Genomic DNA, 14,084 nt, shown 5'->3' with positions numbered 1-14,084 from the left:
ACCTGTGTTGACAAGGTTCACACAGCCATGATTACCTTTTGGCGTCAACGAACTCGCAGCGCCGACGAGCGAGGCCGGCAGTCGGTCGCCGCCCCCTTCATCACTGCCGCCGAGAGCGGCACACACCGCACGGAGACGACACAGCACTCCGTGAACCCTCAGCTCCGTGAATCCCGCACAGCAAAGGAAGAGTCATGTCGCACCCGCCGCAGCAGCCCCCGCAGCAGCCGCAGTACATGGGGCAGCAGCAGTTTCAACAGCCGCAGCCGGCCCAGCCGCCGCAGTACAAGAAGCGCAAGAAGTGGCCGTGGATCGTCGGCGGCCTCGTGCTGATCGCCTTCATCTTCGGGGCGGCGAATGCGCAGGACAACGCCACTCCGTCCGCAGGATCGGAAACCGCCAACGCCGATGCACAAGCCGCGGATAAGCAGGAACAGCAGAACCCGGCACCGGAGGAGAACACACAGCAGGACTCCTCGGGCGTGACTCGCCTCGACTTCGGTGAGACCCACACCTGGAGCGGCGGCGAGGTCATCACGGTTTCCGCCCCGGAGGAGTACACCTCGTCCAATCAGTTCACACAGGCGCCGGAAGGCAAGCGCTACGTCGCCCTCGACGTGACCATCACCAACAAGGGCGACGACGAGTACAACGCCATGTCGACCAAGCTGACCGTGCAGCACAACGGCCAGGTGGCCCAGCAGAACCACATGGCCGGGGACTCGCTGCCGGACGTCCAGCTCCCGCCGGGTGGTTCGACCACCTTCACCTCGGTCTACGAGATCGACGAGGAAACCGGAAAGCTGCAAGTCTCGGTGCAGCCCAACGTCTTCGCCTCCGAGACCGTGTACTTCTCCGGACAGTTCTGACGGATCCCGGCGGCCGGGCGGACCCTGCCGTCCGGCCCCGCTGACCGGTCGAGGTTCCCTGCCGCACCTGTGCCCCTTCCCGGCCAGGGACATCCCTCTCCCCGCCACGCTCGCGCGGTGATGCGCGAGTTCCCCAGCTCCGAAAGACGGGAAACCCGATGAGCGAAGAATCCCATGACACGAACGGACAATTGGTCTCGACCGTCCTGAACCTGGCGGAGAAGGACACCGCACTCGGCGAGGACACGGAAATGATCATCCTCGCCGCGCTGGAAAGCGAGCAAGCCCTCACCGAGGCGCTCGGTGAGGAGCCCACTCCACCGCAACAACCACCGCAGCCACCGACGAGGCAGAACACCGACGAATCCGATCCCGAACCTGCCGGTGCTTTCCTCTCCGCCATCGAGGTCACCGGCTTCCGAGGGGTCGGACCGACGGCCACACTGGAGCTGACTCCCGGCCCCGGCCTCACGATCGTCGCCGGCCGCAACGGCTCCGGCAAATCCAGCTTCGCCGAGGCGCTCGAACTGGCACTGACCGGCTACAGCTACCGCTGGAAGAAAAAGAACTCGGTGGTCTGGCAGCAGAACTGGCGCAACATCCACGACGGTGCGAGCCCGGCTATCCGGGTGCGGCTGGCAGAGGAAGGCGCGGGCGCTACCACGGTCGGTGTTGATTGGCCGAAATCGGCCATGCTCACCGAATGCTCAACGTGGACACAGCGACACGGGAAGTCCCGCGAGGCGGGCACGAGCTCTCTCGGTTGGGGAAACGCGCTCGAACTGCACCGGCCCATCCTGTCCTACGACGAACTCGGTGGCCTGCTGGAGGCCGGACCGAGCGAACTGCACGACGCACTGGCCAACCTGCTCGGCCTGGAACAGCTTTCCGACGCGACACAGCGACTCAGAGCTGCCGTCAAACGGCTCCGAGAGCCCGAAAAGACCGCCAAGAGCCTTCGAGAAGCACTCATCCCGCATCTCGAAGCGTGCACCGATGAGCGCGCGGTAGAGGTCCGGGAACTACTTCGCAAGCGCAAGCCGGACCTCAACCGGATCCAGGAGCTTGTCACCGGAACAGGCACGCGATCCGACGGCGCTCTCACCCGGCTCCAGGAACTGGCACACGCGTGGGTTCCGCCTCAGCAGGAGGTCGATGACGCTGTCGGCGCCCTCCGTTCAACCCTCGCCGAAGAGCTCATCCTGCTGGAAAATTCCTTGCTCGGTGAGGATCACCGCACCGTGCTGCTACGTCAGGCCCTGGAGTTCCAGCATCAGCACGGAGAAACCCCGTGTCCGGTCTGTGGAGAAGGAACCCTCGACGACGAGTGGGGCAAGCGCGTCCTCGCGCAACTCAACGAGGACGAGGCCAGGCTGGCCGCAGCACGGCAAGCCCGCGATGCGGTACACCATCGAGCCCGACATCTGCGCGAACTCGTCGCCCGGGTCCCTACTCCTACCGCCCCCCGGGACATCGAGCTGTCGACACTGACCCGCGCGCAAGCGGCACATGCCCGATGGATGCAGCCTCCGGACGACAATTCGGCGCTGGCCGATCACGTGGCCGCCTCCTATGCCGAGCTCGCCGAAGCCGTGTCCGCACTGCGTGATGAAGCCGCCACCGCGCTTGCCGAGCGGGAAGATGCGTGGGCCCCTCTTGCCGAACAAGTCGCCACCTGGTTGGGCCACGCGCGCACGGCACACGAGCAGGCCGACACGCTCGCACGCGTCAAAAAGGCCCACACATGGCTCAAAGGCAACTCCAACGATCTGCGCAACCAGCGACTCGAACCTCTCGCCGAGCGGGCCCGCGAGATCTGGGCGCAACTGCGCCAGGAGAGCAACGTCGATCTGGGATCGATCACCCTCGAAGGGAGCGGCCCTCGACGGAAGGTCAGCCTGCACGCGGATGTCGACGGCGAACAGACAGGGGCGCTCGGCGTGATGAGCCAGGGAGAGCTGCACGCATTGGCGCTGGCGCTGTTCCTGCCGCGTGCCACCATGCCCGAGAGTCCGCTTCGCTTCGTCCTCCTCGACGATCCCGTCCAAGCCATGGACCCAACCAAAGTGGACGGATTCGTGCAGGTGCTCTCCCGGATTGCCCGGGACAGGCAGGTCATCGTGTTCTCCCACGACGACCGCCTGCCGGAAGCCGCGCGACGCACCGGGGCACATGCCCGCATTCTGGAAGTCACGCGTGGAAAAGGCTCGGTCGTGACCACTACCCCCGGCTCAGACCCGGCGCACCACTACATCGGTGATGCGCGTGCACTGGCCAAGGACCCCGAGGTCGCCCCGGAGGTCAAAGCACGTGTGCTGCCCGGCTTGTGCCGCATGGCGGTCGAGGCAGCAGCCCGAGACGTCTTCCTGTATCGCCGGTACGCAACCGGTGCCGCAAAGGTGGACACCGAGGATACGTGGAATGCGACCACGCGAGTCAAGCCACGGGTCTCGCTGGCTCTGTATGACCGTGCGGACGCCGATCTCACCAAATGGTGCCAAGCAAAACCTTGGCGCGCACCGACCCTGGAGGTGTGCAGCAGCGGCACGCACGAAGAGCTGACTCGCAACCCGATCGGCACCGTGAGGGATCTCGACGAGACAGTGAACGATCTGCTGCAGGGGCGCCGATGAGTACCACTGATGACGAGCTCCCCGCACGACTCCTGGTCGGCGCGCGGGCAGTACTGGAGGGGACGACGAGCATCCCGCGGCATCGGGCTCCCCGCGCCGCGGCTTTTCTCGGGAGGCAAGCGCTCGAGGACATCACTCGGGCACTGTGCCGGGCGGAAAACACTCCGGCGGACGCGGCTACGATGCGCACCCGCCTCATCCTGTTGCGAGCGCGAATGAGCAGCTCGGTCGCCGAGAATCTTCAAGCTGCCTGGTACGGGCTCAGCCGGGCGTGTCACCACCACGCCTTCGAACTGTCCCCGACAGAAACCGAGATACGCCGGCTCGTCGAACTCGTGGCCTCTCTCGACCCACGGAGCGGCAGTAGCCCCGAACAGCTGGTATGAAACAGCAACACTCAATTCCGCAATACCAACACGAGGTTTCCGACATGTCTCATGTTCCGCAGCAGCCATCGTTCATACCGGTCATGCCGGTGCGTCATCCCGAACCGAAAGGCATGGCCGTTGCCTCGATGGTGTGCGGTATTCTCGGTGTCCTGTTCAGTTTCGTGCCCTTGGTCGGTTTGGTCGCCTGGCCGTTGACGATCGTGGCGCTCGCACTCGGCGGGGTCTCTTTATACAGCAACCTCCCCGGTCGCGGCATGGCCATCACCGGCGTGGCCACCGGCAGTGTGGGGCTCTTCGTGTGCGTGCTGTGGGTTCTGCTGTTCCTGGCCTACCCGGGCTGACCCGCCGGGTTCGGAATACGCGATTCGAGCTGTGTTGAGCAGCCCATCGCCATCGGAACAGTTCGACAACGATCGAGCATCGACAGATGTGCATGCAATTGCCACCAACGATGATGTCGTCGAGTTCGGGCGCTCACTCTCCCGGCGAAAAATGACGACTGCCGGCAAACAGCTCATTGCAGTCGGTAACCACACGAAACAAACAAGGCGGAACGGTAAAACGCCTTTGCGAGCAAGAGGGAGGAGCGGTGAGCGCCATGACCGCGGATACCGACATTGCCGGTCGAAGAACATCTGTATCCCACACGGCATCACTGCCGCGGACCGAGTCGGCAATGCCGAAAGGTTCTCCAGACGCATCGGACACGTCAGTGCCACAGCACCCGACGAACACGTCCATCGATGCGTTCAAACTGCTCCAGGACAGTGAGCAATTCTGGAGACAGGACCCTCTTGCCTCGCTGCGCTGCGACGGTTCCGCCGACTCGCAGCACCGCAGGCGCCTGCTCTTCCAGGCGCTGTGCGCCTACGAACGACTTCGAGCCGAACAAGCCCCCGAGACCGATCCATTGACCGTGTTCCGGCGGTGGCCTGCCTGCACCCTGGTAACCATGGTGGGCCTTGCCGCCTCCGCGACCGACCGTCGCGCCTACATCGCCGAGTTGGCTCAACTTCTCACCGAAGCGACCGGCGACAGCAACACGGCAGCACCGTCAACGAACCCGCGGGTCGCCGTCGAGCCCTGGCTTCGCGGCTGGGCGCAGTCCTGGTACCACCTGATCGACGATTCCAGCCTCGGCGAGCGATTGTCCGCGTACGAGGTTCCCGGGCTGGGACTGCTGCTCGCGGCCACCGGAATCGCCGTTCCCGACGTGGGTGTTCCCGAACTGCGGCTCGGCATCGCCACGGGCACAGTATCGGTCACGATCTCCGGTGGTCACCCGCATAAGTGGAGTGTGCATGCCGACGGCGTCGCGTGCCCGCTGTCAGGTGATCGGTGGATCATGCCGCACCCAGCAGCAACCGTCGAATGCCGCGACCTGTTCGGAAACACCCGCACACTGCCGGCGGTGGATCCGGCCAACCCGCTGCTGATATTCGATGACGATGGGCGCCTCATACCGTCCGACGAATCGGTCAAGGAATCCGAGGCATGGCTTCTCCATCGCGGCAAGCCTTCCCCAGAGGCTTTCGAGGGCGAACAGCGCATCCTCGAAGAGTCGGTTGCGCCTCCGGGCTGGCCCCGGTGGTGGCTGGGCAAGGTGCTTCTGGACAGAACACGTGCCGTCCGCTCGATGCAGCACAGCGATGCCGACGGCACGAGATTCGGACCGTGGCGACGCGTTGAGGCAACGAAGCTTTCCTCCGGTAAGCCAGTATTCGAATCCGATTCCGCGGTCCCGGCGCTCTATGATTCCGACGGCGATCCGGTGTACGCCACAGCCCCCCGGCTCCGATTACCGGGCGAGGGATCAGACTCCTGGGAAGTCGAAATCACCGAGGATAGCACTGGGCAGGAGACATCGAGCTACCTCGCGCACAGCGGCGAAGCCGTGGATTTGGCCGATTTGCTGCCGCAGCCAGCCGTAGGAAGTTTCCGTCTCCGAGCTACCGCTCCCGACAAACAGCAGATCAACAAGAAGTTCACCGTCGCAGAGGGTATCGAGGTGGAGTCGAAACCTCGGCTGCGCATGCTCCGGGACGACGGTTCCCTCTACTCGGCCAACGTAGCAATCACAACGCAGGCCGGTATGCGCGCCGTCCCGGACTCCGTTCACCTGTCTGCAAGCACGATCGGGCACTGGAGCGAATTACACCTGACCGGCGAGCACGGTGCGGTACTGCACCTGTGGGTGCAACCCCCACATACCGCCCTCTGCAAACGAATCCAGGGCCGTCCCGGGGCGTGGGAAACCAAGCCGTTGAGTTTCCCGCTCCACGAGCTGCACGACAGTGCTCAGCTCGATCTGTCCCTGCCGAAATCGCTGCGCGAAGAATACGCGGAAATTCCAGGACTGATCGCACATGACGACACGGGCACCGTGGCCCAGCATCTGGATGGAAGCCGCGTGTCCTCCACCGATGTGATCCGCTACAACCTCTCCAGCCTCACCGACACTGTAGGCACCCACGGCTCCCTGCGGCTTCAGCTGAAGCTACCCACACAGGAAGCACATGTTGCGGATGTGTACATTCCCCGGCCTGCTTCGGGGGTGCGGTGCGACAGTGACCGGCTACAGCTCATCAACCGGATACCAGCGAAAACACTGCGTGTCAGCGTCCACGCCCTCTTCGCTCCGTGGGTCACTGCCCAAACGCAGGAGCTGCCCGAAGGTACTGACGAACTCGTCCTGCGAGCACCTTTCCGCCATGGCGGTCCCTTGTTGGTCACGGTGCTACCTACCGGCACCGAGATACCCAATGACCGACCGAGTCCTGCTGAGCTTCCCCGGTCCGGAGCGATGTTCCGTGTCGGCGACGAAAACCAGGTACCGGCGTTGCCCAGTTCGGCCGCTCAGCAGATGGCTTCCTATCTCGCCGGGCACAGCCCGCTTCCCGAAGAGATCGATGCCCTGCCGTTGCTGTGGGTGACCGCGGCACGCGCCGACGTATCTCCCAGTTCTGCACTGGGACGCAGGACCGCGCAAGAGTGCGCGGCCCGCCTGGGGGCAACCCCCACGAGCTCACTGATGACGGCAACCGAAGCCAGACTGACGATGTCGGAGCTCGTAGCTACACTCATCCGGTCCGGGCTCGCCGCGCACTGCTTCCGCCACGTTACCGACCCGTCTCAAATCCGACCGATGTGGGAGAAGGCGCCGCTGCCCGCATTGCTGTTGACCAGTCCGCTGCTGCCCTATCTTTCCGATGATCCGCAGTGGGACCGTGCCGAGCTGGAACCCGAGGAAGAGTACCTGCTCAACGAGCTGTCACAGCGGTGTGCCTCACTTGCACTCGACGTACTAACCGGGCGCCGCGGACCTCCGGCAGAAACCGACTCACCGCCGCTGTTGTCGGAAGCACGCTCTGCTACGGCAACAGCTGCGGCCACTCGGAGCCTCAGCGACATCGAGCTGCCCGAGGAACCGATGAACTATCTCGTGGCATTGCAATCCTTCGCCACCACGTCGGGCTATACGCCGCTGTTCGAGGTACTGCATCGACGCGGCGCAATCGGCGACGACCAGCAAGCACAGATCGCGACGCTGTCCCTGGGCTCGGCACTCGTCGCACGCATCGCGGCACAGGGAGACAGCACGGCCGCGCGCGTCGAACAACGCTTACGACCTGCCTGGGTGGAGATCGCCACCCACGTGGCCGAACTCGCCGCCGACGATCTCGTGCTCGCCGAGTTCCTCGCCAACCGCCGATACACCCCAGAGCACTGAACACCGACTCACCACAAGACATCGACCAGGCAGGACTCATCATGACGACATTCAACCCGCTGGACACGAGCTCGCAGATCAACGAGGCCTACCGCCGCTACCTGCGTTCCCTGCTGCCGTTGCGTGACACCTCGCTGGCCACCGCGCTCGACGAGACGGTCGACAACAGCTCACTTCTCACCAAAGGGCCACTTCTGGAGTCCACACCCGCCTACGAGCCCGGTGCGACCATCACCGAGCTCGTCGACGAGGAGGTACTCAGCCCCGAGTTTTTCCCGTTCACCGGGCCCGAACTGCCCGCGGACCGACCGCTGCACCGCCACCAGGAGCAAGCGGTGCGCAAGGCACGAGCCGGCCGCAATTTCGTGATGGCCACCGGGACGGGTTCCGGAAAGACCGAGGGGTTCCTGCTGCCGATCCTGGCGCACCTCGCCGAGCAACGAGCCGCAGGCGCCCTGGGACCCGGAGTACGTGCCTTGCTGCTGTATCCGATGAACGCCTTGGCCAATGACCAGCTCGCACGGTTCCGTCGGCTACTGGCCACGATGCCCGACGTCACCTTCGGCCGCTACACCGGTGACACGCGCGAAGACAGGCGCAAAGCCGAAGAAGACTTCCGCAATCTCAATCCCGGCGTCGAGCCGCTGCCCAACGAACTGCTCAGCCGACAGGAAATGCGCGCCAATCCCCCGCATCTGCTGCTGACCAACTACGCGATGCTGGAATATCTCCTGCTGCGTCCGCAGGACATGGATCTGTTCGACACCACCCACGCCCAGCAGTGGAAATTCATCGTCGTCGACGAGGCCCACGTCTACGACGGCGCGAAAGGCAGTGAACTGGCCATGCTGCTGCGCAGGCTCCGAGACCGGGTCGGAGCCAATCACGACCTCCAGGCGATCGCGACCAGCGCCACCGTCGGCGCCGACAGTGCCCCGGAGGCCGTCACCGACTTCGCCACCAACCTGTTCGGTCTGCCCTTCCACTGGGAATCAGCGAACCCCGACCGGCAAGACCTCGTCACCGCGAGCACGCTGACCCATCCCGCTGGGCCGGCCTGGGGCCCGCTGCCCTCCTCGGCATACGCCGAGCTGGCAACGGTCTCCGATCCGCAGACCGAATTGCTCCGGATGGCACGCGCACACGGCTGGCACGGGCACGGCCAGGCCGCCGATGCCCTACGCACCGAAGCGCGGTTGAGGAAGCTGCACACTGCGCTGAGCAAAGGGCCCCAGCCGCTGGAGAACATCGCCACCGAACTGTTCACCGAGCACACCGATGATGACCGCACCATGGCCGAGGTAGCCACCACAAACCTCGTCACCCTCGCCGGTCTCGTCCACGACCCGGCCGGATCGCCGGTGCTGTCCACTCGGTTTCACCTGTTCACGCGGGCCACCGAAGGCGCGTTCAGCTGCCTGACCGAAACAGATCCGCACCTGAGTTTGAGTCGCCGCGAGCAGTGTGAGCACTGTTTCCGCCGAGTTTTCGAGCTGGCAGGGTGCCGGCGATGCGGCACCGTGTACCTGCACGGGGCCATGGACAACTCGGGGCCCGTGCCTCGGCACACCCCCTGGCGTTCCGGGGTGGATCGCTCCCATGCGTGGTTGCTGCTCGAAGACCGTGACATCGACGGAACGGCCATCGAGGACGAGGACGATGCCCTGCTCGATGGTGGGAAAGCCGAACAGGCAACCCGCCGGTACCTGTGCATCGGCTGCGGTACCGTGCATACCGACGAATCCGCAACCTGTTCGCACGAAGACTGCCCCGGCACCGAACTGCGTGCGGTTCGGCTCATCAACTCCAGCAGCGAATCGCTGAAGTCCTGTATTGCGTGCGGTGCGCGGGGAACCCGGCCTATCCGGCTGTTGGAGAGCGGGAGCGAAGCCGCCGCCTCGGTACTGGCCACGTCCTTCTATCAGGCACTTCCGCCCGACACCACCGGCCCAGCCGCCGAACATGCCGGTCAGGGACGCAAACTGCTGTTTTTCAGCGACAGTCGCCAGATGGCGGCGTATTTCGCGCCGTACCTGCAAGACACCCACCAGCGGTTGTCACACCGTCGGCTGATCATGCTGGCGCTGCAGCACTGGGCGAAAGTCGAGGACAACGAGCGGGCCACCGTCGAGGACGTCGTCGACTTCACGCTGCGTGCCACGAAACGCTCGCAGACCTTCCACGAGGACGATTCGCGCAGCACCCGCCGCAACGCCGTATCCCTGTGGGTCATGCAGGAGACGATCAGCTACGACGATCGCCAATCGCTGGAAGGTGTGGGTCTGATCCGCGTGGAGCTGGACCGGAAACCGACATGGCAACCACCGGAACGCCTCACCGCCCTCGGGCTCGGTACCGAGGAGAGTTGGGGCCTGCTCGAAGAGCTTCTGCGCATTCTGCGCACTCAAGGTGCCCTCGACATGCCCGAGGAAGTCGACCCGAGCAACGAGGAATTCGCCCCGCGCCGCGGCCCGATCTACGTTCGCGGCCAGGGCTCGGACTCGAAAAAGCGGGTGTTCAGCTGGGTGCCCACCAGGGGAACCAATCGGCGTGCCGACTACCTCACCCGCGTGCTTCGGGAGCTGGGCAGTGATCGTGACCCCAATGCGCTGCTCGACGAGCTGTGGCAGGACCTCGATCCCGCCAACGCGCAGGACGGTCCGCAGAAGTGGTTCCGTTCCGATTCGTTTTCCCAACTCGGAACCGTGCGCCGCATCGACCACCGCAAGTTGCGATTCCGGCAGGTCGACGAGGCGACAGTGCTCTACCAGTGCGATCGGTGCCGCCGCATTGCCGGTGTATCGGTACGAGGCGTCTGCTCCACGATGCGCTGCGACGGAACGCTGCAGCCCTGGCAACGCACCAGTGCCGAGCAGGAACGCGACCACTATCGCCACCTGTACCTGGCTTCCTCTCCTGTTCCGATGCGTGTGCAGGAGCACACCGCCCAGTGGACCAGTAAGAAGGCCGCGGAGATTCAGACCGATTTCGTCCAAGGCAAGACCAATGCGTTGTCGTGTTCGACCACGTTCGAGCTCGGGGTCGACGTCGGTGAACTGCAAGCCGTCATGCTGCGCAACATGCCGCCGACCACCGCGAACTACGTGCAGCGAGCTGGCCGAGCCGGACGACGCACCGACTCGGCGGCTCTCGTGGTCACCTATGCGCAACGGCGTTCGCACGACCTCTCCCGGTTCGCCGAACCCGAGAAGATGATCTCCGGCGAAACCAGGGCACCGGTGATTCCGCTGGAAAACGTCCGCATCGACCGGCGCCATGCCCATTCGATCGCCCTGGCCGCGTTCTTCCGCGCGATGCGGGACCAGCATCAGGAAACCTGGCGCACGGCAGGTGAATTCTTCCTGGCTCCCGCCCCGGCACCACCCGACCATGTGATCCCTGCCCTGCGAGTGCGGAACTTCCTCACGCCGGTACCGGCGGCGGTGCGCGCCAGTCTGGAAACGGTGCTACCGAAGAACATGCATGAGGAGATCGGCGTCGCCACCGACGCATGGGTCGAGGTACTCGTGGACCTACTGGAGACCGCCCGCAGCGAGCTGCAACAGGATGTCGACGCCTTCGAACAGCGCCGCAAGACAGCCGAGCGCGAACAAAAGTACCCGATGGCCGAACAGTGCAAGAAGGTCCTGCGCACGCTCTACAACCGTCCTCTCATCGGCTTCCTGGCGAATCACAACGTGCTTCCGAAGTACGGATTTCCCGTGGACACCGTGGAACTGCGCACCAACCGAACCCGCGAGGACAGAGATCAAACGCTCGAACTGACCCGGGACCTGAGTCTGGCGATCAAGGACTACGCACCCGGTGCTGAGATCATCGCGGGTGGTCACCGCTGGACATCCGGGGGCATCTACCGGCTGCCCGGTCGTGATCTGGTCACCCGCTACTACGCCGTGTGCGAGGAATGCGGCCACTACCGTGAATCCATCGACCAGCTCGACCCCACGTGTCCTTCCTGTCATGCACCACAAACCCGGGCAGCGCGACATTATGTCGAGCCCACGTACGGTTTCGTGGCTTCCGAGGCCAAAAAACAGGGCTCCTCGCAGGCTCCCCCACGCTCGGGGTCCACTGCGACGTACATTCTCGACTCCCATGCCGATGTCGACGAAGGCACCACTCGGTTCCCCGGCGGAGGCACACTGGACTGGCGTGTCGGAGCCCGTGGCCAGTTCGTCGTGATCAGTGAGGGTGCCGGCCGCGCAGGGTTCCGGATCTGCCAGTGGTGCGGCTGGGGCATCTCTGCCACGCAGAAGTCTCCGCGCGAGCACCCGCATCTGCTCAAGGACACCACGTGCACCGGGCCACTGATCGCGAGTTCCCTGGCTCACCGCTACGAAACCGACTTCGTCGAACTTCGCTTCGATCCGCTGACGGTGTTGGGAAATCCGGAGGAGAACTTCCGCTCCGCGGTGTACGCACTGCTGGAGGGTGCCTCCGTGGAATTGGAGATCAGCCGCGACGACATCGACGGCACCGTGCACCGCGGCGTCGACGGGCAACTCTCCCTCGTGCTGTTCGACACCACACCAGGCGGGGCGGGCAGTACGCTGCGCATCGCCCAGAACCTCATCGCGGTGGTCCGGACCGCGGTGGCCAGGGTGATTCGGTGCGAATGCGGTGCGGAAACAAGCTGCTACGGATGTCTGCGCGGCTTCAGCAACGAGCGATACCACGAGCAACTGTCCCGCAGTGCCGCACTGGAACTGCTCCAGAAGTTGGTGCCATCCGACAGTGGAGTGACCGAAGGGAGTACTGATGCATCCCGCTAGCAGTGCTCCGCAGGAAGCGGCGTCACACAGTACCACCGCCACCGCGCTAATCGAAGCATCCAGACAGGCGCCGCTTTCCTTTCCGGCGGTTTCCTCCGTGGTCCGACAGCACAAGATGTCAAGTAACGAGATCCGGCAGCTTCTTCGGGAACTACTGGATGCCGGAATACCATTACCGAACCAGCTGGCCGATCAGGCAGCACCCGCGACACACAGCGCGCAGGATCATGCCGATGCCTCGCCTCCGACGGGATATCCCGGCTACTCTGTTGTGTACGTGTTGCGTGGTTCGGAGACTCTGGACACGTCAGCGATCTCCCTCGCCGATCTCCAGTTGACGACAACCGCACCACCACCGCCTCAACCGGTCGAGCCCGTAACCACACCCGCTGCCACGAAGGCAACGAAGGGGGCGGCCGATAATTCCTCGTTCGAAACAGAGGAAGACAAGGCACAGAACAAGCCTCCTCCCTTCTTGGATCTTGTAGAGGTATACCTGGAGCAGGTAGCAAGGTTTCCACTGATCCAATCGGCCTCGGAAGAGGTCGAACTGGCGAAGTCGATCGAAGCCGGTGCCTTCGCACAGCAGCTACTGGAAGCCGAGGAGGAGTCGCCCCATTCCAAGGAAGTCCTGGAGTGGGTGGCCAGGCAGGGAGACAAAGATTTCGAACAGTTCGTTACATCGAACCTACGGCTTGTCCTTTCCATCGCGAAGCGCTATATCGGCTGTGGTCTCGACCTCCTCGACCTCGTCCAAGAAGGTAACCTCGGCCTCATCCGTGCGGTCATGAAGTTCGACTTCACGAGGGGAAACAAGTTCTCCACCTACGCCACCTGGTGGATCCGGCAGGCAATCACCAGAGCGTTGGCCGATCAGACTCGGACCATCCGATACCCGGTTCATCTCGTCGAGCAGTTGAACCGCGTGCACGGTGCGATACGTGCTCTGCGGGAAAACGGCGAGGAGGTCGATCATGCAGCGATCGCCGCACACAACGAGATGGCCGAGGACGAAGTCCGCGGATTGCTGACCGAGTTGCCCACTACGTGCTCTCTGGAGGAGTTGCTGGACACCTCCGGCGAAGAAACCCTGTCCGACCTCGCCGACCGCCATCGCTCCGTGCCGGAGCCCGACCTGCGCTCGCTCGATTCCGACGAAATCCGGAGAGCATTGGCACAGTGCACCGACCGGGAACAATATGTCCTCCATCGGCGCCATGGATTCATCGGTGATCCCGCAACTCTTGACACCATCGGTGAAGAATTCGGCCTCACACGCGAACGAATCCGCCAGATCGAAAGCAAGGCGATCAAGAAACTCACGGTACTTTTTTCTCCGGTTCATCCTGAAAATTCCACGGAGGTCACTACCGATTTCGCGTAACTGGTGCCACACCCCGAGGTTGTAGGCCATCTTCCCCAGGGTCCAGGGTTATTGCTCGCCTCAGCCACCGGGTCTTGTACTGTGCCCCGTAACAAGATCACGATGACTGCCGATCACCGTCGTAGTAGGAGCCATCACGGGCGGAGTAACGCGAGTTGACGCACCGGGCTGGAGGATTGGCAGCGAGGTCGTCGAGGACACCTGCACCAGCGCGCGGCCATCGAAGACCACCGGACACGGCCAGAACCGACAATTACAGGAGAGCATATGCCCTTCGAAAGTCCCG

At 63.9% G+C, this 14,084-nt stretch carries 7 protein-coding genes; all 7 read left to right on the top strand.

Going from position 1 to position 14,084, the window contains the following annotated elements:
• Positions 1-194: 194 nt before the first annotated feature.
• Positions 195-869, top strand: coding sequence for a DUF4352 domain-containing protein (locus tag JOF55_RS21790; protein ID WP_310277600.1), 675 nt, complete (start codon positions 195-197; stop codon positions 867-869).
• 158 nt (positions 870-1,027) lie between these two features.
• Positions 1,028-3,502 (top strand): AAA family ATPase, encoded by a 2,475-nt coding sequence (locus tag JOF55_RS21785; protein ID WP_310277598.1) that lies wholly within the window; start codon positions 1,028-1,030, stop codon positions 3,500-3,502.
• Positions 3,499-3,888, top strand: a complete 390-nt coding sequence (locus JOF55_RS21780; protein WP_310277595.1) for a hypothetical protein — start codon at positions 3,499-3,501, stop codon at positions 3,886-3,888. Before JOF55_RS21785 ends, JOF55_RS21780 begins: the two co-directional genes overlap by 4 nt.
• Before the next feature lie 44 nt (positions 3,889-3,932).
• On the top strand, positions 3,933-4,232 hold the full coding sequence (locus tag JOF55_RS21775) for a DUF4190 domain-containing protein (protein ID WP_310277592.1): 300 nt from the start codon (positions 3,933-3,935) through the stop codon (positions 4,230-4,232).
• 371 nt (positions 4,233-4,603) lie between these two features.
• Positions 4,604-7,621, top strand: coding sequence for a hypothetical protein (locus JOF55_RS21770; protein ID WP_310277588.1), 3,018 nt, complete (start codon positions 4,604-4,606; stop codon positions 7,619-7,621).
• 41 nt (positions 7,622-7,662) lie between these two features.
• Positions 7,663-12,414, top strand: a complete 4,752-nt coding sequence (locus JOF55_RS21765) for a DEAD/DEAH box helicase family protein (RefSeq protein ID WP_310277585.1) — start codon at positions 7,663-7,665, stop codon at positions 12,412-12,414.
• Complete coding sequence (locus tag JOF55_RS21760; RefSeq protein WP_310277582.1) at positions 12,401-13,798, top strand: sigma-70 family RNA polymerase sigma factor; 1,398 nt, start codon at positions 12,401-12,403, stop codon at positions 13,796-13,798. Before JOF55_RS21765 ends, JOF55_RS21760 begins: the two co-directional genes overlap by 14 nt.
• Positions 13,799-14,084: the final 286 nt, after the last annotated feature.

It is taken from the genome of Haloactinomyces albus, assembly GCF_031458135.1.
In the GTDB taxonomy this organism is placed as follows: Bacteria; Actinomycetota; Actinomycetes; order Mycobacteriales; family Pseudonocardiaceae; genus Haloactinomyces; species Haloactinomyces albus.
The sequence above is the reverse complement of the archived record's forward strand: the minus strand, read 5'-3'. Positions and strand labels throughout refer to the sequence as shown.

Bases quoted from the DNA above. Each gene is read 5' to 3' on its own strand.
- JOF55_RS21760 (WP_310277582.1), top strand. From the start codon at position 12,401: ATGCATCCCGCTAGCAGTGCTCCGCAGGAAGCGGCGTCACACAGTACC.
- JOF55_RS21765 (WP_310277585.1), top strand. From the start codon at position 7,663: ATGACGACATTCAACCCGCTGGACACGAGCTCGCAGATCAACGAGGCC.
- JOF55_RS21775 (WP_310277592.1), top strand. From the start codon at position 3,933: ATGTCTCATGTTCCGCAGCAGCCATCGTTCATACCGGTCATGCCGGTG.
- JOF55_RS21790 (WP_310277600.1), top strand. From the start codon at position 195: ATGTCGCACCCGCCGCAGCAGCCCCCGCAGCAGCCGCAGTACATGGGG.
- JOF55_RS21780 (WP_310277595.1), top strand. From the start codon at position 3,499: ATGAGTACCACTGATGACGAGCTCCCCGCACGACTCCTGGTCGGCGCG.
- JOF55_RS21785 (WP_310277598.1), top strand. From the start codon at position 1,028: ATGAGCGAAGAATCCCATGACACGAACGGACAATTGGTCTCGACCGTC.